The following is a 23556-nucleotide window of genomic DNA, read 5'->3' as shown; positions in this document are numbered from 1 at the left end:
GCCACAGCGTCACCGGCTTTTTTCTGTGGCCAGCCTCACGGCTGGCCAGCACGATCGGTTTACCAGGATTTCGCCATGTCTCAGGAACGCCGTTACAGCTTCGAGTTCTTCCCGACCAAGACCGACGCTGGACATGAAAAACTGCTCGCCACGGCTCGCACCCTGGCCAGCTACAACCCGGACTTCTTCTCCTGCACCTATGGTGCCGGTGGCTCGACCCGCGACCGCACGCTCAACACCGTGCTGCAGCTGGAAAGCGAAGTGAAGGTACCGGCCGCGCCGCACCTGTCGTGCGTGGGCGACAGCAAGGACGACCTGCGCAGCCTGCTGGCCCAGTACAAGGCCGCCGGCATCAAGCGTATCGTGGCCCTGCGCGGCGACCTGCCGTCGGGCATGGGCATGGCCAGTGGCGAGCTGCGCTACGCCAACGAGCTGGTCGAATTCATTCGCCAGGAAAGCGGTGATCACTTTCACATCGAAGTGGCCGCCTACCCGGAAATGCACCCCCAGGCCCGTCACTTCGAAGACGACCTGATCAATTTCGTGCGCAAGGCCAAGGCCGGCGCCGACAGCGCCATCACCCAGTACTTCTTCAACGCCGACTGCTACTTCCACTTCGTCGAGCGCGTGCAGAAGCTGGGCGTGGACATCCCGGTGGTACCCGGCATCATGCCGATCACCAACTACAGCAAGCTGGCGCGCTTCTCCGATGCGTGCGGCGCCGAGATCCCGCGCTGGGTCCGCAAGCAGCTGGAAGCCTATGGCGACGATGTGCAAAGCATCCAGGCCTTCGGCGAACAGGTCATCACCGAAATGTGCGAAAAACTGCTGCAAGGCGGCGCACCGGGGCTGCACTTCTATACCCTGAACCAGGCCGAACCCAGCCTGGCAGTGTGGAACAACCTCAAGCTGCCACGCTGACTGCTGCACCGACGACAAGGGCTCTGGCACACGCCAAGGCCCTTTTTTGTCGACGCCCGCCTCCAGGCCTTCGCACCTGGCTGAGCTGCTGGCCGAGCCAGGCTGGCCATTCTCGAGCAGCCATCGTACTCTCCAGCCATGCCCGATCTTTACCGACTGTTCGCCGCCCTGTTCCTCGCCTGCCTGAGTACCCTGGCTCATGGCGAGAGGCTGCGCATCGTCACCGACCCCTGGCCGCCCTATGTGTACCAGGAAAACGGAGAGGCCAAGGGTATCGACTACGAGGTCACCGCCGAGGTGTTCAAGCGCCTGGGCATCGAGGTGCAATGGCAGTTCCTGCCATGGAAGCGCTGCCTGGCGATGGTCGAACAGGGGCTGGCCGATGGCGTGCTCGACATCTTCAAGACCGAGCAGCGCGACGCCCAGCTGTTCTACCCCAGCGAACCGCTGTCGCACGTGGAGTTCGTGCTGTTCCAGGCCAACGCCCGGCCCCACGCCATCAGGCACCTGGAAGACCTCAAGGGGCTGACCGTGGGCACCGCGCCCGGCTATACCTACGGCCCGGCGTTTGCCGATTCACCCGACTTCAAGCGCGAGCCGGCACCTACCCTGGAAGCCAACCTGGGCAAGCTGCAACTGGGGCGCATAGACCTGCTGGTCACCGATCGCCGGGTTGGCCGGCATGTGATCAAGAGCCTGGGCCTGGAGCAACAGGTCAGCGAACTGGGGCTGGTGATCGACCGCCAGCCCCAGTTCCTGGCAGTACGCCGCAATGCCGGCATGGACCTGCTGGCGCAACGCTTCGCCGCCGAGCTGCGCCGCTTCAAGCAGGAGCCGGCCTATGCCGAGCTGAACGCACGCTACGCAGGCGCCGAGGTGAACATTCCGCAAACCGTTGAGCAGCAGGAACGCAGCACGCACTGATTGCTCTGTTATACTCCGCCAACCCCGCCAGGCTTACGCCCGGACGCTCGGCCTTGCAAAAGGCATCCCGATCGGCAGGACAGCGCGCCCAGAGCCCGCCCGCCGCCCCCCGGATGCGCATTGAAGGCCCAGCAGGACCGGACGCGATAGCATCACCTGATGCCCGTCGCGCCAGGCACGAACTTCCCATAGGGCTTAGCCCCCACTAGAACAGGATTACTCATGTCCTTTGCTTCCCTCGGTCTCTCCGAGGCTCTAGTCCGCGCTATCGAGGCAGCGGGCTATACCCAGCCTACGCCGGTGCAACAGCGGGCCATTCCCGCCGTGTTGCAAGGTCGCGACCTGATGGTCGCGGCGCAGACAGGTACTGGTAAAACCGGTGGCTTTGCACTGCCGATTCTCGAACGCCTGTTTCCAGGTGGCCACCCCGACAAGTCCCAGCGCCATGGCCCACGCCAGCCGCGGGTACTGGTGCTGACCCCCACCCGCGAACTCGCCGCCCAGGTCCACGACAGCTTCAAGATCTACGCCCGCGACCTCAAGTTCGTCAGCGCCTGCATCTTCGGCGGTGTCGGCATGAACCCGCAGGTGCAGGCCATGTCCCGCGGCGTCGACGTGCTGGTGGCCTGCCCCGGCCGTCTGCTGGACCTCGCCGGCCAGGGCAGCGTCGACCTGAGCCACGTTGAGATCCTGGTGCTCGACGAAGCCGACCGCATGCTCGACATGGGCTTCATCCATGACGTGAAGAAGGTCCTCGCACGCTTGCCTGCCAAGCGCCAGAACCTGCTGTTCTCGGCGACCTTCTCCAAAGACATCACCAACCTGGCCGACAAGCTGCTGCACAACCCCGAGCGCATCGAGGTCACGCCGCCCAACACCACGGTCGAGCGTATCGAGCAGCGTGTGTACCGTCTGCCCGCCAGCCACAAGCGTGCCCTGCTGGCCCACCTGATCACCCAGGGTGCCTGGGAGCAGGTGCTGGTCTTCACACGTACCAAGCACGGCGCCAACCGCCTGGCCGAATACCTCGAGAAGCACGGCCTGACTGCCGCGGCGATTCACGGCAACAAGAGCCAGAACGCGCGCACCAAGGCCCTGGCCGACTTCAAGGCCGGCACCGTGCGCATCATGGTCGCCACCGACATCGCCGCCCGCGGCCTGGACATCGACCAGTTGCCCCACGTGGTCAACTTCGAGCTGCCCAACGTCGAGGAAGACTACGTGCACCGTATCGGCCGTACCGGCCGTGCGGGCCGTTCCGGCGAGGCCATCTCGCTGGTGGCGCCGGACGAAGAGAAGCTGCTCAAGAGCATCGAGCGCGTCACCCGCCAGAAAATCCAGGACGGCGACCTGATGGGCTTCGATGCCTCGACGGTCGAAGCCGAAAAACCCGAAGCCCGTGAACGTCCGCAGATGAACCCGCGCGGTGGCCGTGGCCAGCGTGCCGACGGCAGCAATGCCGGCGGGCGCAAGGACAAGGGCAAGGACAAAGGCCAGGAAAAGGATAAGCCCGCAGGCGACAGAGCCACTGAGAAGGCCGCCGGCGGGCGCCAAGAGCGCAAGCCCCGTGACAACAGCAAAACCCGCCAGGCACCCTCGGGTCAGGCAGCAGTAGTTCCGAAAATCCCGGCCGACCGTGACCCTGAAGCCTTCCTGGACGACGAAGTGGACAACTTCGGCAACCGTGCCGACTACGTCAGCCCGTACCAGAACAAGGGCGGCCAGGGCCGCAACCGTCGCCCGGGCGCACCGGCAGCCGCCGGTACCGGCACCGGCGCACCCCGCGGTGGCCAGCCACGCAGCAACACCGGTGGTGGTGCACGTAGCGGTGGCGCCGGCAGCAATGGCGAGAAGCGAGGTGGTGCACGCAGCGGTGGCGGTGGTCGCGATGGCCAGGCGCGCCGTGACGGCAGCAACAACCGCAACCGCCGCCCGGCCCGTGACGATCAGTCGTCGCAGGAACCGGCAGTGCGCAACCCGCGTGACGGCCAGTCGCAGCCCAAGATCGTGCACAAGGAATCCAAGATCGACCGGTTCCCGACCGCCGAACAGCTCGAGCAGCTGCCAAGCCGCCCACGTGGCGAGAAGCCTGCGCTGCTGACGCGCAACCGCTGATCCCGCCACTGCGCACACAAAAACGCCGCCCCTAGGGGCGGCGTTCTTGTTTACAGGCCAGGCAATTACTTCTGCTTGACGCCTTCCAGCGAGATGTCCAGCTGGGCGGTCTGTGCCACGTCGCCAGGCAGCTTGATGCCGAAGTCTTTCAGGTCCAGCGTGGTGGTGGCGTTGAAACCGGCGCGCTCGCCGCCCCATGGGTCCTTGCCTTCACCGTTGAAGGTGGCCTTGAAGGTCACTGGCTTGGTCACGCCGTGGAAGGTCAGGTCGCCGGTCACGTCGGCAGTCTTGTCGCCAGTGGGCTTGACGGCGGTGGAGACGAACTTGGCGTCGGCGAATTTCGAAACGTCCAGGAAGTCCTTGCTGGCGATGTGCTTGTCACGCTCGGCGTGGTTGGACCACAGGCTGGCGGTCTTCACGTCTACCGAGATCTTGCTGTCCTGCGGCTTGGCGGAATCCCAGCTGAAGGTACCGTCCCAGTCCTTGAAGGTGCCGTGGATGAAGCTGTAGCCCAGGTGGCTGACTTTCCAGTCGATGAAGGCGTGCTGGCCTTCCTTGTCGATCTTGTAGTCGGCAGCCATGGCCTGGCCAGCGGTGAACAGGGCGGTACCGAGCGCCAGAGCGGCAAAAGTCTTTTTCAACATTACTTCTATTCCTTTGGAGTTGAGGTTGAACATCAAGCTTTGCGGCCCAGCATGCGGGTGAGGGTCGCGTCACGGTCGATAAAGTGGTGCTTGAGGGCGGCCAGGCCATGCAGGCCGGCGAAGATCACCAACCCCCAGGCCAGGTAGAAATGGATTTCCCCGGCGACATCCGCCTGGTTGGGCAGGTCGCTGACCAGTGCCGGCACCTCGAACAAGCCGAACACCGGGATGCCCACGCCGTCGGCGGTGGAGATCAGGTAGCCGGTGATCATCACCCCGAACAGGCCCACGTACAGCAGGCCGTGGCCGGCCTTGGCGGCGAAGCGGGTTAGCGGGCCGTGGTTGGCCGGGGCCGGTGGTGGCGGGCTGATGAAGCGCCACAGCACGCGACCGAGCATGATCGCCAGCAGGGTCAGGCCGATACTCTTGTGCAGGTCGGGTGCCGTTTTGCGCCACGCACTGTAGTAGTCCAGGCCGACCATCCACAGCCCCAGGCCGAACAGGCCGAAGACCGCCAGGGCCACGCCCCAGTGCAGGACGATACTGACCACGCCATAGCGAGAAGGAGAATTGCGCAGTTGCATTGCCGTGTTTCCCTGTAAGAACTGTGCCCAAGACTAACCGGTTATCTATCGAATTAAAGCGGAAAATTTTGCTTTGAACGATCGAGAAACATGATCTTTAGTGTGAGACGAACAGGTTAAGGAAACATTAACTCGGCAGGAAGGAATTCTGGTGCTGCTTGACGCGCGATGCGGTCACTGCATTACTGCGTCTTGGCTTGGGTAGCCGCCGCCGGCTTCTTCGCCACCGGCTTGGCCGCAGGCTTTTTGACCGGCTGGGCCTTGGCCGCAGGCTTCTTGGCTGGCGCAGCTTTCGCCGGGGCCTTCTTGGCAGCAGGCGCCGCCTTTGCCGGCGCCTGCCTGGCTACTGGCGCAGCCGCAGCGGGCGTTGGCGCCGGCGCAGGTGCAGCGGCTGGGGCTAGGGCTGGGGCTGGGGCTGGCGCAGGAGCTGGCGCCGCATCAACCGGCTTGGCCGGCGCTTTGTCTACCGGCTTGTCACCGCCACCGAACAACCTCGAGAAGAAGCCAGGCTTGCTGTCCTTGGCCGCCACCGCTGCCGCTGCGGCCCCGGCCGCCACCGGCGCCAGCTTGGCCGGGTCGAACGACTTGCCATTGGACATGTCCACCACCTGGCCCGCCGCGCGCTGGCCGCTGCGCAGAGCGCCTTCCAGGGTGCCGGGGTACAGCGCATCGGTGTGTTCGCCGGCAAACGCCACGCGCTGCACCGGACGCTCCCACAGGCGCCAGAACTTGCTGATCTGCCCCGGCCCGTAGGCGAGGTACGCACCGCCCGTGCCGGCATCGGTGCTGTAGCGACGCACTTCATAGCCGGTGAACGCGCCACGCGCCTGCGGGTAGAACGCATGCAGGCGAATCAGCACCTGGTCGACCATCTGCTTGTCGCCGAACGCCTGCAGCAGGCGCGCGTTGTCACCGGACAGGTTGATCACCACGTTGGCGCCACCCTTGAGCGCCGGTTCGATCCACAGCATGCCCAGGCCGGTGTTACTGTAGATTTCGCCCGACATGCGCGCACGGCTTTCCCAGACCGGGGTCTTGAACTTGAGCAGCAGCTGGTCGCGCCAGCCGTAGTTGGTGCCCTTGAGCGCCGCCAGGTGCTGGTTGTCCAGGCCCGGGGTCATCTGGATCTTGGCCAGGGCGCGCAACGGTACCGCCAGCACCACGTAGTCGGCGCTGTAGCCCACCGCGCCGACCTTGACCGTGACGCCGTCCTTGTCCTGGATGATCGCGCTGACCGGTGCGCTGGTCTTGATGGTCTTCAGTTGCTTGACGAAAGCCTGCGCCAGCACCGGGCTGCCGCCGGGCAGACGGGCGGCGCGCAGGTCGCGATCGCTCACATCGCGGTACACGCGGGTCTGCTGCGCGAAATACAGCAACGACAGGCGCGAAGGCTCGTCGTAGCGGGTACGGATCTGCTGGTTGACCAGCTGGCGCGCGGTCGGTGGCAGTTGCAGCTTGTCCAGCCAGCCGGAAACGTTGAGCTGGTCGAGGGCGAACAGGGTGCTGTTGGCCGCCGGGTTTTCAGGGTCGCTGATCGAGCGCGCCAGGTCGTCGAGGGTCTTCTCGTAGCGCTTGAGTGCCTCGGCGGTGGCCGGCTGCTTGGTGGCCAGGTCTGCGGCGCTGAAGTACTCGCCATCGATCAGGTAGCTCGGTACGCGCACGAACTCCGGCGCCGGCAGGGTGGCCAGCTTGAAGGTGTCAAGGTAGCGGTTGAGGGTCGGCTGGGCCTTGCTGTTGCCGATCCACTCGCTGGTGGCCAGGCCCGAACGCCCGCCCATGCCCGGCTTGGCTTCCAGCAGGGTCACCTGCCAGCCCTTGTTTTGCAGTTCGTAGGCGGCGGTGAGGCCTGCCAGGCCGCCACCGACCACGATGGCCGTCGGCTGCTTGGCAGCCGCGAGGGCGCCCGCGCTGAACAGCCCTATCATTACCAGCGCGCAGGCGCGCAGCCAACCAGCAGACATTCGGCGAACTCCGGATCAAAGGCGGAAAATGCGGGGTGAAACCCCCGGGAAAAACGTCGGTGAAGGATACGTCAGGCCGCCCGGGCCTGCCACTAATGCCCGCACCGTTTGCGCCTTATGGGTTGTCCTGCCCCGGCGCTTTGCATAGGCTTGCGCGGTTACCCGAACCCGCGTCGCCAGGAGAGAGCCCATGGGCCTGAATCAACAGTGGATGGAACGTGACCTCAAGGTCCTGTGGCATCCCTGCACCCAGATGAAAGACCACGAGCACCTGCCGCTGATCCCGATCAAGCGTGGCGATGGCGTATGGCTCGAAGACTTCGAAGGCAAGCGCTACCTCGACGCGGTGAGTTCCTGGTGGGTCAACGTGTTCGGCCACGCCAACCCGAAGATCAACCAGCGCATCAAGGACCAGGTCGACCAGCTCGAACACGTGATCCTCGCAGGCTTCAGCCACCAGCCGGTGATCGAGCTGTCCGAGCGCCTGGTCAAGCTCACCCCCGAGGGCCTGAACCGCTGCTTCTACGCCGACAATGGCTCATCGTGCATCGAAGTGGCGCTGAAGATGAGCTTCCATTACTGGCTCAACAAGGGCCAGCCGGACAAGAAGCGCTTCGTCACCCTGAGCAACAGCTACCACGGCGAGACCATCGCGGCGATGTCGGTGGGCGACGTGCCGCTGTTCACCGAGACCTACAAGGCGCTGCTGCTCGACACCCTCAAGGTGCCCAGCCCCGACTGCTACCTGCGCCCCGAGGGCGTGAGCTGGGAAGACCATTCGCGCACGATGTTCGCCGCCATGGAACAGACCCTGGCCGAGCACCATCAGAGCATCGCCGCCGTGATCGTCGAACCGCTGATCCAGGGCGCCGGCGGCATGCGCATGTACCACCCGGTGTACCTCAGGCTGCTGCGCGAGGCGTGCGACCGCTACGGCGTGCACCTGATCCACGACGAGATCGCCGTAGGCTTCGGGCGCACCGGCACGATGTTCGCCTGCGAGCAGGCCGGCATCCGCCCCGACTTCCTGTGCCTGTCCAAGGCCCTCACCGGCGGCTACCTGCCGCTGGCCGCGTGCCTGACCACCGACGAGGTGTACAGCGCGTTCTACGACGATTACCCGACCCTGCGCGCGTTCCTGCACTCGCACAGCTACACCGGCAACCCGCTGGCCTGTGCCGCGGCGCTGGCGACCCTGGACATCTTCGAGCAGGACAACGTGATCGAGGCCAACAAGGCCCTGGCCACACGCATGGCCACGGCCACCGCGCACCTGGTCGACCACCCGCATGTGGCCGAAGTGCGCCAGACCGGCATGGCCCTGGCCATCGAGATGGTGCAGGACAAGGCCAGCAAGACCGCCTACCCGTGGCAGGAGCGGCGTGGCCTGAAGGTGTTCGAGCATGCCCTGACCCGTGGTGCGCTGCTGCGCCCGCTGGGCAGCGTGGTGTACTTTCTGCCGCCGTACGTGATCACCCCCGAACAGATCGACTTCCTGGCCGAGGTGGCCAGCGAGGGCATCGATATCGCCACGCGCAGCAGCGTGAGCGTGGCGGTGCCGACCGATTTCCATCCTGATTTCCGCGATCCGGGCTAAACAGCATCGCGGGTCCCAGCTCCCACAGGGATCACCTGTAACCCTGCAGGAGCAGGCTTGACCCGCGATGGCGCCCGAACTGCCTCCATCTTATTCAGAGCAGAACCATGAGACTGTCCCGCTTCTTCATCGACGCCCCCCTGAGCCTGGGCGAGCACGACCTGCCCGAGGCCCAGGCCCACTACATCGGCCGCGTGCTGCGCATGGCGCCGGGCGATGCGGTGCAACTGTTCGACGGCAGCGGCCAGGAATACCTGGGCGAACTGCTCGAGGTCGGCAAGAAGAGCGTGCGCGTCACGCTCGCCCAGGCCCTCCCCGGCCAGGCCGAATCCCCCCTGCACGTGCACCTGGGCCAGGGCCTGTCCCGTGGCGAGCGCATGGACTGGGCGATCCAGAAGGCCACCGAACTGGGCGCCAGCGTGATCACCCCGATCGTCAGCGAACGCTGCGAGGTGCGTCTGAAGGACGAACGTGCCGACAAGCGCCTGGCCCACTGGCGCCAGGTGGCGATCAGTGCCTGCGAACAATGCGGGCGCTCGACAGTGCCGACAATCCATTCGCCGGTGCTGCTGGCAGACTGGCTCAAGGCGCGAGACGAGGCGCTGAAACTGGTGCTGCACCCGGTGGCCGAACCCTTGACCAGCCATGCCAGGCCCGCGAGCCTGGCGTTTCTGATCGGGCCGGAAGGCGGCTTGTCGGAGGTAGAAGTGGAGCAGGCCAAGGCGGCGGGGTTCCATGCCGCGCGCCTGGGCCCGCGGGTGCTGCGTACCGAAACCGCGCCAGTGGTGGCGCTGGCAGTGGCGCAGCAGCTGTGGGGCGATTTCTAGATCGCGTCGCGGCGTTCGCCGGCAAGGCCGGCTCCTACTGCAGGAGCCGGCCTTGCCGGCGAAGGGGCCCTAAAGCACGTAGAAAAATATCGCGATAAAGTGCAGCAGGCTGCCGGCAATCACGAACAGGTGCCAGATGCCATGCCAATGGCGGAAGCGGCTGTCATAGGCAAAGAAGATGATGCCGATGGTGTACAGCGCGCCCCCCGCCGCCAGCCAGGCGAACCCCGCCGTACCCAGGCTGGCCAGCAGCGGCTTGACCGCCACCAGCACGATCCAGCCCATCAGTGCGTAGATCACGATGGACAGCACGCGCGCCTCGGAGCGCGGCTTGATCTCCTGCAGCATGCCGATAACCGCCAGCCCCCACACCACCCCGAACAGGCTCCAGCCCCACGGACCGCGCAGGCTCACCAGGCAGAACGGGGTATAGCTGCCGGCAATCAGCAGGTAGATCGACAGGTGATCGAGCTTGCGCATGATCACCTTCGCCCGACCGCGCACGCTGTGATAAAGGGTCGAAGTGCTGTACAGCAGCATCAGCGTGAAGCCGTAGATGGCCAGGCTGACGATCTTCCAGGGGTCGCCCTGCATCCCGGCCACCACCAGCAACCAGATCGCGCCGATGCAGGCCAGAACCGCGCCCACCAGGTGGGTCCAGGCATTGAAACGTTCACCGTGGTACATGCATTGATGCCCTCCGTAGAATGATTCGCTCCCCTACCCTACACAAGCCCGGCATCAAGTGCATTACGCGGTTGGTACTAGGCCCCGGCCGTCTGCAACAGCTGTTCCAGCCCGGGCAGGTCCGGTACCCGCGCCACCTGCTCGCCCACCTGCACCGCCGCCAGCTCCAGCGGCGCCAGCGGCACATCGACGTAGTTGAGCTGGCTGTCGAGCTTGCACGTGCGCGGTATGCCCTGCACCAGCAGGGCGAAGAAACGCCGCGGCGTATCGCCCAGGGCATTGAGTACCACGATGCGCGCGCGCTCGCCAACCTGGGTCTGGCCACCGCAGGCCGCCTCGAAGCTCAGCAGCGGCAGGCGCTGGCTGCGCCAGTCGATCCAGCCCAGCAACCAGGCCGGCTGATGCGGCAAGGGCGTGCACGGCTGGTAGCCGATCAGCTCGGCCACCGCCACGTTGGGCAGCACCAGGCTGCGGTCGCTCAACGGCAGCAACAGCCCGGTGAGGGTGTTGCGCCGATTGTTGCGAGGGGTCTGTTCAAGCATGCGGGGTACTCCAGCGGGCGATGCTCTGCAGCAGCACCGACTCCTGGTAGGGCTTGCCCAGGTAGTCGTTGACGCCAATGGCCATGGCGCGGTCGCGGTGCTTCTGGCCGGTACGCGAGGTGATCATGATGATCGGCAGGTCCTTCAGGTGCGGGTCCTGGCGCACCTGGGTGGCCACCTCGAAGCCGTCCATGCGTGGCATCTCGATGTCCAGCAGCAGGATGTCGGGACGGTGTTCGGCCAGCACACTCATGGCATCGACCCCATCCTTGGCCGTCAGCACGTTCATGCCATGGCGCTCCAGCAGGCGCCCGGTCACCTTGCGCACCGTGACCGAATCGTCCACCACCAGCACCAGCAACGGACGTGCGGCGGCATTGCCAGGGTGCTCCAGGCGCAGGCGTGCGGCGCCCTGGGCCACCTTGGACAACTGCAGGTGCAGCGCACGCAGTTGCGCCAGCAGGTCGAGAATCAGTACCACGCGGCCATCGCCCAGCAGGGTCGCCCCGGCCAGCCCGTGCACTGCGGCAAACTGCGGGCCAAGGCTCTTGACCACGATTTCACGGCTGGCCGCCAGGCTGTCCACCTGCACGGCGAACTGCTGGTCGTGGGCCTGCACCAACAGTACCGGCAGCGGCAGGCTCTGCCCCAGCAGGCGCGGCTGCACCTCGCCCTGCAGCAGTTCGCCGAGGTAGCGCAGTTCATAGCGGTGGCCGGCGTAGCGGTAGCACGGCGGGTCCAGCTGGTAGCAGGCCTCGAGCTCGGCCGGCGGTACACGGACCACGCCCTCGATGGTGTTCAGCGGCACCGCGTACTGTTCTTCGCCGTAGTTCACCATCAGTGCGCGATTGACCGACACAGTGAACGGCAGGCGAATCAGAAAACGCGCACCCTTGCCCGGCACCGAGTTGATCACCATCGAGCCGCCCAGTTGCTTGACCTCTTCGTGCACCACGTCCATGCCCAGGCCACGCCCGGAAATCTGGGTGATCTTCTCGGCAGTGGAGAACCCGGGCCGCAGGATGAACTGCATCACCTCGTGGTCGCTCAGTTCGGTGGCCGGGTCCAGCAGGCCGCGCTTGATCGCCTTTTGCCGCACCGCCTCAAGCGGCACGCCGGCGCCATCGTCGGTCATTTCGATGACGATATCGGCGCCTTCGTGCAGCAGGTTGAGGGCGATGGTGCCCTGCTCCGGCTTGCCCGCCGCCAGGCGCGCCGCACGGTTTTCCATGCCGTGGTCGACGGCGTTGCGCAGCATGTGTTCCAGCGGCGCCACCATGCGTTCGAGCACGCTGCGGTCCAGCTCGCCCTCGGCATTGCCCACCACCAGCTCGACCTGCTTGCCCAGCTCGCTGGCAACCTGGCGCACCACCCGCTGCAGGCGCGGCACCAGGCGCTCGAACGGCACCATGCGGGTGCGCGTCAGGCCTTCCTGCAACTCGCTGTTCACCCGCGCCTGCTGTTGCAGCAGGCTGTAGGCGTCATGGGCACGCACGGCCAGGGTTTCCTTCAGGTCCAGCAGATCGGAGGCCGACTCGAACAGGGCCCGCGACAGCTGCTGCAACTGTGAATGACGGTCCATTTCCAACGGGTCGAAGTCGTCATAGCCCAGCGCCTCGCCTTCGCTCTGCTGGCGGCTGAGGATGCGCCCCTGGGTCTCGGTATCGAGCCGGCGCAGCTGGTCGCGCATGCGCTCGAGCGTGGTTTCCATCTCGCCCAGGGCCACCTGCGCATCGTTCACCTGCTGTTCGATGCGCCCGCGAATGATCGAGTTCTCGCCCGCCAGGTTGCCCAGGTCGTCGAGCAGCTCGGCCGTCACCTTGACCATGTCGGCCGGGGCACGCTCCGGGCTCGGCGCCGCCACTTCCACCGGGGCCACCTCGGCGCCGGGCGTTGCGGCGGCGGTGTCGCTCAGGGCAGCACTGCTGAAATTGCGGATATAGTCGATCAGCGCCGTGGCGGCGTGCAGCGGCTGGTGCAGGCGCACCGCATCGAGCATGTGCGCCAGGCGGTCATGGCAGTTCTGCAGCAGGCTGAACAGCGCCGGGCTGGGTTGCAGCTGCCCGGCCGCCAGGTGTTCATAGAGGAATTCGAGTTCATGGGCCAGGTCGCCGATGGGCGCGATCTCGACCATGCGCGCACCGCCCTTGAGGGTGTGCAGGTCGCGCAGCAGGTTCTCCACCTCCACCCCGTTGCGCGGGTCGGCCTGCCAGCGCAGCAGCGCGGCACCGGCACTTTCGGCGATGTCGAAGCCTTCCTCGAGAAAGATCTCCAGCAGTTCCTTGTCGCCCTCGTGACGCTGGGGCTCCGCCGGCTTGCCTTGGGGCTCGGGCGCCGGTGCGGTGTGACGGAACTCGCGCAGGGCTGCCAGCTGTTCCACCACCAGCTCCGTTGCCTGTCCCTGCTGCACCTGCTCGAGCAGACGCCCGAGCAACGCATGGCTTTCACGCAGCAGGCCCGGCAACAGGTTGCCGGGCTGGTAACGGCGATCGACCAGGCCTTCGTAGAGCAACTCCAGCTCCTGGGCCAGCACCTCGACCGCCCCCACCTGCGCCAGCTGTGCGCCACCCTTGAGGGTCTGCAGGTCGCGCTGCAGCGACGACAGCGCCGAGCCGTTGTCGGGGTCGCCGGCCCAGCGCGCCAGGGCCTGGTCGGCCCCTTCGAGGATGTCGCGGGCCTCTTCCAGAAACAGCTCGACCACCTCGCTGTCGTGCGCCTGGCGTTGCAGCGCGCGGGTGGCATCGCCCAGTTCGGCGATCTGTCCGGGCTGCTCGCCCTGGCTGCGCACCAGGCCCATGGCATCCGGCGCCAGGCCTTGTTCGAGCAGCTCGCGCAAAGCGTGCAGGCGTTGTGGTTGCGGGTCCACTTCCTGGCCGGCGGCAATCTGGTCGAGCATGTCGATCAAGGCTTCATGGGCCCGTTGCGCCTCGCCGAAGAAGCGCTCGCTGACCGCCAGGCTGCTCTCCTCCACCGCGCCGTACAGGTCCAGCAGCGCCTCGCACAGTTCGTCCACCTGCCACAGGTCGGCCAGGTGCGCGCTCTGCCCCAGGGTGGTCAGTTCATCCAGCAGCGCAGTCAGCTCCTGGCGCTCGCCGGGGTGCTCCTGCCAGCGTTGCAACAGGGTTTCGGCGTCCAGCAGGATGTCCATGCCCTGGGCCAGGAAGCTGGCGATCAGTTGCGGGTCGCGCTTGACCCGCAGGCCCTGGCTCGGCGCATCGCGCAGTGCCTGCAGGCGCGCAGCAACCACCTGGTCGATCTGTTCGATGAGGGTCCGGGCACCGCCGATGGGTGCCAGCGGGGTGCTGTCGAGCTGTGCCAGACCGCGGCGCAGCAGCGGTTCGGCCATCTGCAGCAGGTACAGCTCGTCAAGGTCCAGGCCCAGCTGGTGGGCCTTGAATTCGCGGGCCAGCAGGTCCAGTGCGCTGGCCAGCTCGGCGATCGGCACCACCCCGGCCATCGCGGCGCTGCCCTTGAGGGTATGCAGCGCCCGTTGCAGGCTGTCGCTGACCGGCACCGGCAACTGCGCCTCGGCGGCCTGCAGGAACTCGTCGACACTGGCCAGGTGGGTCTGCGCCTCGTTGCGGAAGATCTCCAGCAGGCGCGGGTCGAAGGCCGGCTCCGGGGCTGTGACGCCCAGCGGGTCGTTCATCGCCAGCGCATGCAGGCGCGTGGCCAGGCGCTCGACCTCGGCATGGGGCAGAGCCTGGGCCTGGGCGAATTCATCCAGCAACGGCGTCAGCAGCGCAATGCTCTGCTCGAGCCCGGCCAGCACATCGCCGCTGGCTTCGACCCGGCCTTCGAGCATGCGGTTGAGCAGGTGCTCGGCGGCCCAGGCAAGCTCGGCCAGCACCTGGGCGCGCACCATGCGGCCGCTGCCCTTGAGGGTGTGGAAGGCGCGGCGCATTTCCACCAGCGCGTCACGTGCCGCCGGGTTGCCCCGCCATATCGCCCAGTGCTGTTGCAACTGCTGCAGCACCTCCTCGGCTTCCTCCAGGAACACCTCGCGCAGCTCGTCGTCCAGCGGCGCCTCAAGCATCTCGGGCGCAGGCGCGGGTGCCGGCGGGGCCGGCGGCAGGCTCGGGAACCCCAGTGCGGCCAGGGCCAGCTGGGTGCGCTCGAGCCATTCGTCCAGGTCGGCCTGGGGGTCGATGGCGCGCCATTGCAGGTACAGTTCCAGGCTGCACAGGGCATCGGCCAGGTGATCCAGCGCGGCGTTGTCCGGCAGCCGCTCGGCGTACAGCAGGTGGGTCTCGACGTAATCATGGCAGCGCCGCACCAGCGCCGCCGCCCGGGGCAGCATGAGCATCGCCAGCGCCCCGCGGATCTGCGTGAACAGCCCCGGCAGCGGTTGCAGGCGCAGGCGATCCCAGCCGGCCTCCAGGCAATCGGCGATCAGGTCCTTGGCCTGCAGCAGCACGCCGTGGGCCTCGTCCAGCACCAGTCGGCGAATGTCGTCCAGGTCGGTGCCGGGTACGCTGGCCTGGCTGACCGACTCGATCGAGCCCACCATGCCGCCCAGGGTCGCCTCGACATACAGCAGCGCCCCGGCAACATCCATCAGCAGCGCGTCCTCGGGCACCCGCTGGCCCTGGGCCAGGGCCTGAAGCACCGCCACCTGGTCGATGATCACCCGGCGCGGCTGGCCGAAGCCGAGCACCGCCAGGGTATCGGCGATCTGGCGCAATGGCGCCAGCAGCGGGGCCAGCGCCTCGACCTGCTGGCGGTCGCTGCGCACGAACAGGTCCAGTTGCTCCTTGATGCGCACCAGGTCTTCGCGCACTGCCAGCACCACCGAACGCATCGCATCGCGCCCCGGCACCGCCTCAAGCGGGTCCCGCAGCGCGCCGAGGCTCAGGCCTAGCCCCGCAGCGGGCTCGGCGACGGCCTGCTCGCCCGGCAGGCTGGCCTGGGCCAGCGCCGGCGCGCCACGCGCGGCACGCAACGGGTTGAGCAGTGGCAGCACCAGCAACGGCAGCTCGTGCCGGGCGCCGCGCAGGCGTTGCAGGTACTGCGGCAACTGCTCCAGCGCCCTGAACAACGCGCCCAGCGCGTCACCGCGAGAGGCCACGCGGCCTTCGCCCAGGGCCTGGGCCAGCTGCTGCATTTCACGGGTCAGCAAGGCCGCACCTTCCAGCTCGAGCATCTGCAGGCAGCCGCGCACCTGGCGCAGCGGCGCGTCGAAACGCTCCAGCACCTGGCTGTCGCCAGCGTCGCCGGCAAACTGCTCCAACGCCTGGCGGGCCTGGGCCAGGCAGTCGTCGATGGGGCCCTTGACCCAGGCCAGGGCCACCTTGTCGTGGCGCTCGGCGATACGCACTTTAGTAGCCATAAAGTCCCACGCGCCGGTCAGCGCGGCTCCGTGGTTGGCGGCAAGGTGAAGCCCGACACCGAACGGCGCATCTCGCTGGCCATGCGCGCCAGGTTGCCGATGCTCTCGGCGGTGGCGGTCGAGCCGGACGAGGTCTGCGAGGTGATCTGCTGGATCACCGCCATGGTGTGGGAGATCTGCCCGGCCGACGAGGTCTGCAACTGCGCGGCATCGGAAATGCTGTGGATCAGTTCGGCCAGGGTCTGCGATACACCTTCGATTTCGGCCAGCGCCACCCCGGCATCCTGCGCCAGACGCGCCCCGCGCACCACTTCGGCGGTGGTCTGCTCCATGGAGATGACCGCCTCGTTGGTGTCGGCCTGGATCGCGCGCACCAGCGCCTCGATCTGGCGCGTGGCCGAGGATGAGCGCTCGGCCAGGCGCTGCACCTCGTCGGCCACCACCGCAAAGCCGCGCCCGGCCTCGCCGGCCATCGACGCCTGGATCGCCGCGTTGAGGGCGAGGATGTTGGTCTGGTCGGCAATGTCGTCGATCAGGCTGACGATGTCGCCGATTTCCTGGGACGACTCGCCCAGGCGCTTGATGCGCTTGGCAGTGTCCTGGATCTGCTCGCGGATGTTGTCCATGCCGTTGATGGTGTTGTGCACCACCTCGTTGCCCTTGTTGGCAATGGCCACCGAGCGCTCGGCCACCTTGGCCGACTCGTAGGCGTGCCCCGACACCCGGTCGATGGACTCGGCCATGTCGCCCACCGCAATCGATGCATCGGTGATCTGCTGGGCCTGGTGCTCGGAGGCCTTGGCCAGCAGGTGTGCGGTGGTCTGGGTCTCCTGCACCGCGCTGGCGACTTCCTCGGCGCTGAGGTTGATGGTCGCCACCAGGTCGCGCAACTGGTCGATGGAATAGTTGATGGAGTCGGCGATGGCCCCGGTGAAGTCCTCGGTAACCGAGGCGGTGACGGTCAGGTTGCCGTCGGCCAGTTCCTGGATCTCGTTGAGCAGGCGCATGATCGCCTGCTGGTTGCGTTCGTTGGTTTCGGCGGTTTCGCTGAGCTGGCGATTGGTTTCGCGCACCATCACCAGTCCGATCAGGATGATCGAGGCCAGCGCCAGCAGGCCCAGCACGTAGCCGCCGACGGTATCCAGGGTGCGCCCGGAGGCCAGGTTCTCGAAGCCGTTGGCCAGGTGCGAGGCTTCGTCGAGCAATGTCTGCGACAGGCTGAAGATGCTACCGGCCGCCTCGCGCACGCGAAACAGCTCGGGCGAGGTTTCAAGAATCTCGTCGACGGAGCCTGCGACAAACTGGAACAGCTCGGCGATCTCGGCCAGGCGCGCACGGGCATCCGGGTCCTGGACGCGGGTGACCTGGATCGAGGGCGCGCCGCCGAGCATGCCGTCGAGCACCTGGCCGAAGCGGCTGGCATCGCGGCCGAAGGCATCGGCGGCCTGCACCGCGGTGTCGTCGCCGGCCAGCACGGTGTTGACCGAGCCCAGGATGCGCTCGGCCAGCAGCGACTGGCGCTGGGCCACCGCCACCTGGCTGGCCGGGGCGCCACTTTGCAGCAGGATCTCCACCACCTTTTCGTACTCGACCTGCAACTGCGGCACGGTCTCGGCCAGAGTCGCGGCCACCTGGTGCAGCGACAGCACGGTCTGCTCGCTGGCCAGGATCGCGTCGGTGCTCTTGCGCAGGCTCTCCCAGTCGCGTTGCACCGCATCCATCTCGCCGCGTACCGCCACCGGGGCCGACGGCAGGCCGGTGGCCGGGTCGCCTTTTTTCAGGTAACCCCAGCGCTGTTCGAAATCGTTGCGCGCATCGTTGAGCAGCTTGAACGCCACGGCCTTGCCGGCGGCGGCCTCGGTGGCGTTCTTGGCGATGCGCTGGGACAGCACGCGCAGCTCGCCGGCATGGCCGATGTACTGCTTGTCGTAGTTGGCCTGGGTATTGAGGTAGGCGAAGTTGGCGAACAGCAGAATGATCGACAGGATCAGCACGATGAAGAGTGCGGCGATCTGCGCGCTGCTGCGCGAGCCTTGTACCGAGGGGCGGGTCTTGAACTTGGTCACAGGTCTGGCATCCCTTTACAACGCCACATCGAGAAAGCCTGGCGCCTGGGCCAGGGCGAAGGGGCTGAAAATGCCCCAGCAGTGCTCGCGCTGAAAGTGCCCCTGCACGAAGGGGGCCGCTGCCGGCAGCAGCGGCGCCGGCGGCGACAGCTCCAGGCCGTGCAGGGCAAAGTGCTGCAGGCCCACCACTTCGTCCACCAGCAGCCCGGCGAACAGCTCCTCGTGGTCCAGCACCAGCACCCGCCGCTGCTTGCGCACCACCGACAGGCCCAGGCCGAGAAAACCGCACAGGTCCATCACCGGCAACAGCCGCCCGCGCAGGTTGGCCACCCCCGCCACCCACGGCTTGACCCCGGGAATGCGGCTGAGCCGGGGTTCCTGCAGCACTTCGGCGACCTCGCCCATGGGCGCCACGAACCAGTGCTCGGCCATGCGAAAGCCGATGCCGCTCCAGGTCTGCAGGCGTGTTTCCTGCAATGGCAGGTCGGCCGCCAGCAGGCGACAGCGCCGGTCGATTTCGAGCAACAGCTCGAAGGCGGTCAGCGATTCGCCCATGCGCCGCGTGGTCAAGCCTTGAGAACTTTGTTCAGGACCTGGATCAGGGTGTCTTCATCCACCGGTTTGGTCAGGTAGTCGCTGGCGCCCTGGCGCTGGCCCCAGACCTTGTCGGTTTCCTGGTCCTTGGTGGTGACGATGATCACCGGGATGCCCTTGGTGACGTCGTCCTTGCTCAACTGACGGGTCGCCTGGAAGCCGTTCATGCCGGGCATCACGATGTCCATCAGCACCGCATCGGGCTTTTCCTGGCGGGCCAGGGCCACGCCATCGGCGCCGTTCTCGGCCTTGAGCACCTGGTGCCCGTGCTTTTCGAGCATTCCGGTCAGTTTGTACATTTCGGTCGGCGAATCGTCGACGATCAGAACTCGGGCCATGCTGTTCCCCAATAAAGGCATGACGCCGCGGCCAGGAGGGCGGCGGCGTCAGGGTGCGGGTTGTTCTTCTGCGGCGAAACCCGGCACATGGGCGCGGATCGCATCCAGCAGTTCTTCCTTGCTGAAAGGTTTGGTCAGAAATTGATCAGAGCCCACCTGGCGGCTGAGCGCCTTGTCGAACAGTCCGTCACGCGACGACAGCATGATCACCGGGATGTCCTTGAACGCGCTGTTCTGCTTGATCAGCAGGCAGGTCTGGTAGCCATCGAGGCGCGGCATCAGCACATCGACGAAGATGATCCCCGGGGTGTGGTCGACGATCTTGCCCAGGGCGTCGAAACCGTCGACTGCGGTGACGACTTCGCAACCGGCTTCGCCCAGCAGCTTTTCGGCAGTGCTGCGAATCGTCTTGGAGTCATCGATCACCATCACCTTCAACGCCGTGTCGGGCTGTACCATAATTGCTCTACCATCGCCTGGAAGGGCCTTGCAGGCCACGTGCCAGGCCTTTTTAGCACACTCTGGGGGTGCATTCCATCGAGCCTCGCCGCGCCCTGCGCCGATGCCTGCCGGCTGACGTTTCCCCTTGACCGCCAGCCCGCCGGGCGCCACCCTGACGCACTTCAATTCGAGCCACTGCGGCAGCACGCCGCCGAGAGGAAATACCCCATGAGCGTTCGCCTCGGGATTGTCATGGACCCCATCGCGCAGATCTCCTACAAGAAGGACAGCTCGCTGGCCATGTTGCTGGCCGCCCAGGCCCGTGGCTGGTCGCTGTTCTACATGGAGCAGCACGACCTGTACCAGAGCGAAGGCGTGGCCCGTGCCCGCATGCGCCCGCTCAAGGTGTTCGCCGACCCCGAGCACTGGTTCGAGCTGGAGGCCGAGACCGACGCCGCGCTGAGCGAGCTGGACGTGATCCTGATGCGCAAGGACCCGCCCTTCGACATGGAGTTCGTCTACAGCACCTACCTGCTGGAGCAGGCCGAGGCCGCCGGGGTGCTGGTGGTCAACCGTCCGCAGAGCCTGCGCGACTGCAACGAGAAGCTGTTCGCCACGCTGTTCCCGCAGTGCACGCCGCCAACCCTGGTGAGCCGGCGCCCGGACATCATCCGCGAATTCGCCGCCAAGCACGGCGACGTGATCCTCAAGCCGCTGGACGGCATGGGCGGCACCTCGATCTTCCGCCACCGCGTGGGCGACCCCAACCTGTCGGTGATCCTCGAGACCCTGACCGCCCTGGGCACCCAGCAGATCATGGCCCAGGCCTACCTGCCGGCGATCAAGGACGGCGACAAGCGCATCCTGATGATCGACGGCGAGCCGGTGCCGTACTGCCTGGCGCGCATCCCGGCCAGCGGCGAAACCCGCGGCAACCTGGCCGCCGGCGGTCGTGGCGAGGCCCGCGAGCTGACCGAGCAAGACCGCTGGATCGCCGCCCAGGTGGGCCCGACCCTGCGCGAGAAGGGCCTGCTGTTCGTCGGCCTGGACGTGATCGGCGAGCACCTGACCGAAATCAACGTGACCAGCCCCACCTGCATCCGCGAAATCGACAACGCCTACGGCACGCAGATCGGCGCGCAGTTGATGGACGCCATTGATCGCAAGCTCAAGGCACGCTGACCGCCGACAAGTGGCGGGCCCGCGTTGTGGGGTATCATGCCGGTCCATTCTCGACTGGCACCCCGCTGCGCCGGCCCTGCCCCGGCTGCTGGATAATCGATGACGCTTCCTGCCGACCTTCCTGCCGATTTTGCCCCGCCCCGTGTCCGCGCGGCGGACCGGCTGGGCTTTACCCTGTTCCTGGCGGCGCTGCTGCACCTGGCGCTGATCCTGGGCCTGGGGTTTACCTTCGCCAAGCCTGAAGAAATCCGCCGCACCATGGAAATCACCCTGGCCACCTTCAAGAGCGAGGCACCGCCGAAGAAGGCCGATTACCTGGCGCAGGACAACCAGCAGGGCAGCGGCACGCTGGACAAGAAGGCGGTGCCCAAAACCACCGAGATTGCCCCGTTCCAGGACAGCAAGATCAACAAGGTGACGCCGCCCCCGGCCGCGAAGCCCGAAGTGGCGCCCCAGCCGGCCCCGCCCAAGGCAGTGGTGGCCACCACAAGGCCCAAGCCGCAGAAGGTCGAGACCCGCCCCAAGGAGCAGCAGCCCAAGATGCAACCCAAGGCGGCCACGCCGACGTTCGACAGCGCCGACCTGTCCAGCCAGATCGCCAGCCTCGAGGCGGAGCTGGCCAACGAACAGCAGCTGTACGCCAAGCGCCCGCGCATCCACCGCCTGAGCGCGGCCTCGACCATGCGCGACAAGGGCGCCTGGTACAAGGATGAATGGCGCAAGAAGGTCGAGCGCATCGGCAACCTCAACTACCCGGACGAGGCCCGCCGCCAGCAGATCTACGGCAGTTTGCGCCTGTTGGTGTCGATCAACCATGACGGTTCGCTGTACGAGGTGCTGGTGCTCGAATCTTCCGGGCAGCCGCTGCTGGACCAGGCGGCGCAGCGCATCGTGAGGCTGGCGGCGCCGTTTGCGCCGTTCACCGGGGACCTGTCGGATATCGATCGGCTGGAAATTGTTCGAACGTGGCGCTTCGCCCGTGGGGATCGGTTGTCGAGCAACTGATCGCCGAAGGTGTACTCGCCTGACGTCGTCAAGCGGCTCAAGTAACACCTGTAAGTACGAGTGTTCGTAATCAAAACTACCGAAGCTGGCCAACAAAAAATGTTGTCGCGCAATTGAAGCAGGACCAGCACTTACAATAACTGCGAGGCATGCCTCAACTGCTAGCTAGTGAGAAGAGTTTCAACTCGCCATGTCAGATCATTAACCTTCGAGTGGGTTGTTGACGGCAGTAGACCAGTTCAGGTTGTTGCCTACTGTGCCATCGTCTTCAAGATGCCTAACCGTAAATTGGTAGCCATGGTGAGGGTTTGGGCCAGGTGGCTTGAAGGTAATTGTGAAACACCCATTCTCGTACGTCGTACCCTTGCCGCAGTATTCTCCGGTCCCACTGACACAGACCAGATAAGCGCGATCGGGGTCACCGCGTCCTGTAAGCGTTACCTCACTAGTAAAGGAATTTCCGATTGCTTCGTTGATAGACATCCGAGTGATCATTGCACTTCTCCTTTAGATAAGCCAAATGCTCGGTTTGCGGTGAGACTATGAGTTGATCCAGACCACCTGTCACCTGACACAGTTACCAGTTGTAGGTCGCCGCGAAAAAAATGTACCCGCTTCAAAAAGCAGCGCAGTGCCGCGACATCAGCAACCGCAGGGTCACATAACTAGCGCCTCACACAGCAGCCCGTGCCGATTAGCACCGCCAAGAAACAGGCATAATCGGCCCGCAGGCTCGACACGCACCTTGTCAGCGTGGCCGCTCGCCGCCACACTAACCCCCATGAAAAACCTCAGCCCGAGTTACCTCAAGCATCAGTTCCTGATTGCCATGCCGCACATGGCCGACCCGAACTTTGCCCACACCCTGACCTACATCGTCGAGCACAATGCCAACGGTGCCATGGGGCTGGTGGTCAATCGCCCGCAGGAGCTGAACCTGGCCGATATCCTCGAGCAGCTGCGCCCGGACACCGAGCCGCCGGCACGCTGCATCCACGTGCCTATCCATATCGGCGGCCCGGTACAGACCGACCGCGGTTTTGTGCTGCACACCAACGACAAGACCTTCCAGGCCACCGTCCAGCTCGACGGGCTGGCCCTGTCGACCTCGCAGGACGTGCTGTTCGCCATCGCCGACGGCGTGGGCCCGGCGCAGAGCCTGATCACCCTGGGCTACGCCGGCTGGGAAGCCGGGCAGCTGGAAGCGGAACTGGCCGACAACGCCTGGCTCAACTGCCCGTTCGACCCCGAGATCATCTTCGGCATGGCCTGCGAGCAACGCCTCGAAGCCGCCGCAGCCAGCCTGGGCATCAACCTCAGCCTGCTCACCAGCCAGGCGGGGCACGCCTGATGGCGGCGCTCAAACTGCTGCTGGGCTTCGACTACGGCACCAAGCAGATCGGCGTCGCCGTCGGCCAGGTGATCACCGGCCAGGCACGCGAGCTGTGCACCCTGAAGGCGCAGAACGGCGCACCCGACTGGGCCCAGGTGGAAAAACTGTTCAAGGAATGGCAACCCGACGCGGTAGTCGTCGGCCTGCCGCTGAACATGGACGGCACGCCCAGCGAAATGAGCGCGCGCGCCGAGAAATTCGCCCGACGCCTGAACGGCCGCTTCAACGTGCCGGCCTACACCCACGACGAGCGCCTGACCACCTTCGAGGCCAAGGGCGAACGCATGGCTCGTGGCGGCCAGCGTGGCAGCTACCGCGACAACCCGGTGGACGCGATTGCCGCCGCCCTGCTGCTGCAAGGCTGGCTCGACGCCCACGCCGAACAGGCCTGAACCCGACCATCGGT

The 23556-nt window shown here is 66.1% G+C and carries 19 protein-coding genes; 9 read left to right on the top strand and 10 right to left on the bottom strand.

What is annotated here, in order from left to right:
- The first annotated feature begins 75 nt into the window (after positions 1–75).
- From metF to B4I46_RS03515, 3 genes are all read left to right on the top strand, one after another.
- Complete coding sequence (gene metF / locus B4I46_RS03525; RefSeq protein WP_043863614.1) at positions 76–921, top strand: methylenetetrahydrofolate reductase [NAD(P)H]; 846 nt, start codon at positions 76–78, stop codon at positions 919–921.
- A 138-nt stretch (positions 922–1059) separates the two neighbouring features.
- On the top strand, positions 1060–1845 hold the full coding sequence (locus B4I46_RS03520) for a substrate-binding periplasmic protein (RefSeq protein ID WP_043863615.1): 786 nt from the start codon (positions 1060–1062) through the stop codon (positions 1843–1845).
- A 222-nt stretch (positions 1846–2067) separates the two neighbouring features.
- Entirely contained in the window at positions 2068–3960 is a 1893-nt protein-coding gene (locus B4I46_RS03515) for a DEAD/DEAH box helicase (RefSeq protein ID WP_043863616.1), read from the top strand.
- A 65-nt stretch (positions 3961–4025) separates the two neighbouring features.
- Here B4I46_RS03515 and B4I46_RS03510 read toward each other — a convergent pair whose 3' ends face one another.
- The 3 genes from B4I46_RS03510 to B4I46_RS03500 all read right to left on the bottom strand — a co-directional run bounded on the left by B4I46_RS03510 (position 4026) and on the right by B4I46_RS03500 (position 7149).
- Positions 4026–4604: a YceI family protein gene (locus B4I46_RS03510; RefSeq protein ID WP_043863617.1), complete on the bottom strand. Its 579-nt coding sequence runs from the start codon at positions 4602–4604 to the stop codon at positions 4026–4028.
- Between the two features lie 32 nt (positions 4605–4636).
- Positions 4637–5188, bottom strand: a complete 552-nt coding sequence (locus tag B4I46_RS03505; RefSeq protein ID WP_043863618.1) for a cytochrome b — start codon at positions 5186–5188, stop codon at positions 4637–4639.
- A 182-nt stretch (positions 5189–5370) separates the two neighbouring features.
- Positions 5371–7149: a flavin monoamine oxidase family protein gene (locus B4I46_RS03500; RefSeq protein ID WP_286898655.1), complete on the bottom strand. Its 1779-nt coding sequence runs from the start codon at positions 7147–7149 to the stop codon at positions 5371–5373.
- A 190-nt stretch (positions 7150–7339) separates the two neighbouring features.
- Here B4I46_RS03500 and B4I46_RS03495 point away from each other — a divergent pair, with 190 nt between their 5' ends.
- Positions 7340–8746: an adenosylmethionine--8-amino-7-oxononanoate transaminase gene (locus tag B4I46_RS03495; RefSeq protein ID WP_286898654.1), complete on the top strand. Its 1407-nt coding sequence runs from the start codon at positions 7340–7342 to the stop codon at positions 8744–8746.
- Between the two features lie 107 nt (positions 8747–8853).
- On the top strand, positions 8854–9573 hold the full coding sequence (locus B4I46_RS03490) for a 16S rRNA (uracil(1498)-N(3))-methyltransferase (protein ID WP_043859631.1): 720 nt from the start codon (positions 8854–8856) through the stop codon (positions 9571–9573).
- A gap of 69 nt (positions 9574–9642) precedes the next feature.
- Here the strand turns inward: B4I46_RS03490 and trhA are convergent, their stop codons facing one another.
- The 7 genes from trhA to pilG all read right to left on the bottom strand — a co-directional run bounded on the left by trhA (position 9643) and on the right by pilG (position 19588).
- Positions 9643–10260 carry a PAQR family membrane homeostasis protein TrhA gene (gene trhA, locus B4I46_RS03485; protein ID WP_043862136.1) on the bottom strand — a complete coding sequence of 206 codons (618 nt, stop codon included), beginning with the start codon at positions 10258–10260 and terminating at the stop codon, positions 9643–9645.
- 77 nt (positions 10261–10337) lie between these two features.
- On the bottom strand, positions 10338–10802 hold the full coding sequence (locus B4I46_RS03480; protein ID WP_043862137.1) for a chemotaxis protein CheW: 465 nt from the start codon (positions 10800–10802) through the stop codon (positions 10338–10340).
- Positions 10795–16131: an Hpt domain-containing protein gene (locus B4I46_RS03475; RefSeq protein WP_376787163.1), complete on the bottom strand. Its 5337-nt coding sequence runs from the start codon at positions 16129–16131 to the stop codon at positions 10795–10797. The genes B4I46_RS03480 and B4I46_RS03475 overlap by 8 nt, the downstream gene beginning before the upstream one ends.
- 17 nt (positions 16132–16148) lie before the next feature.
- On the bottom strand, positions 16149–18197 hold the full coding sequence (locus tag B4I46_RS03470) for a methyl-accepting chemotaxis protein (protein WP_043862138.1): 2049 nt from the start codon (positions 18195–18197) through the stop codon (positions 16149–16151).
- A gap of 15 nt (positions 18198–18212) precedes the next feature.
- On the bottom strand, positions 18213–18767 hold the full coding sequence (locus tag B4I46_RS03465; protein WP_078479846.1) for a chemotaxis protein CheW: 555 nt from the start codon (positions 18765–18767) through the stop codon (positions 18213–18215).
- Positions 18764–19129 (bottom strand): twitching motility response regulator PilH, encoded by a 366-nt coding sequence (pilH, locus tag B4I46_RS03460; protein WP_043862140.1) that lies wholly within the window; start codon positions 19127–19129, stop codon positions 18764–18766. Before pilH ends, B4I46_RS03465 begins: the two co-directional genes overlap by 4 nt.
- 48 nt (positions 19130–19177) lie before the next feature.
- The gene (gene pilG, locus B4I46_RS03455) at positions 19178–19588 is read right to left on the bottom strand and encodes a twitching motility response regulator PilG (protein WP_043862141.1); all 411 of its coding nucleotides are present in this window, start codon (positions 19586–19588) and stop codon (positions 19178–19180) included.
- Positions 19589–19798: 210 nt separating this feature from the next.
- On the opposite strand from pilG, the gene gshB reads away from it, so the two are divergent.
- From gshB to ruvX, 4 genes are all read left to right on the top strand, one after another.
- Complete coding sequence (gene gshB, locus B4I46_RS03450; RefSeq protein WP_286898650.1) at positions 19799–20752, top strand: glutathione synthase; 954 nt, start codon at positions 19799–19801, stop codon at positions 20750–20752.
- 99 nt (positions 20753–20851) lie between these two features.
- Entirely contained in the window at positions 20852–21757 is a 906-nt protein-coding gene (locus tag B4I46_RS03445) for an energy transducer TonB (RefSeq protein WP_116052526.1), read from the top strand.
- Positions 21758–22538: 781 nt separating this feature from the next.
- Positions 22539–23108, top strand: coding sequence for a YqgE/AlgH family protein (locus B4I46_RS03440; protein ID WP_043862144.1), 570 nt, complete (start codon positions 22539–22541; stop codon positions 23106–23108).
- On the top strand, positions 23108–23542 hold the full coding sequence (gene ruvX, locus B4I46_RS03435; protein ID WP_043862145.1) for a Holliday junction resolvase RuvX: 435 nt from the start codon (positions 23108–23110) through the stop codon (positions 23540–23542). The genes B4I46_RS03440 and ruvX overlap by 1 nt, the downstream gene beginning before the upstream one ends.
- Positions 23543–23556 lie beyond the last annotated feature (14 nt).

It is taken from the genome of Pseudomonas sp. UBA7500, assembly GCF_002478435.1.
GTDB lineage: Bacteria > Pseudomonadota > Gammaproteobacteria > Pseudomonadales > Pseudomonadaceae > Aquipseudomonas > Aquipseudomonas palmensis.
Note: the sequence above shows the minus strand (reverse complement) of the source record. Positions and strands in the feature narration are given on the sequence as shown.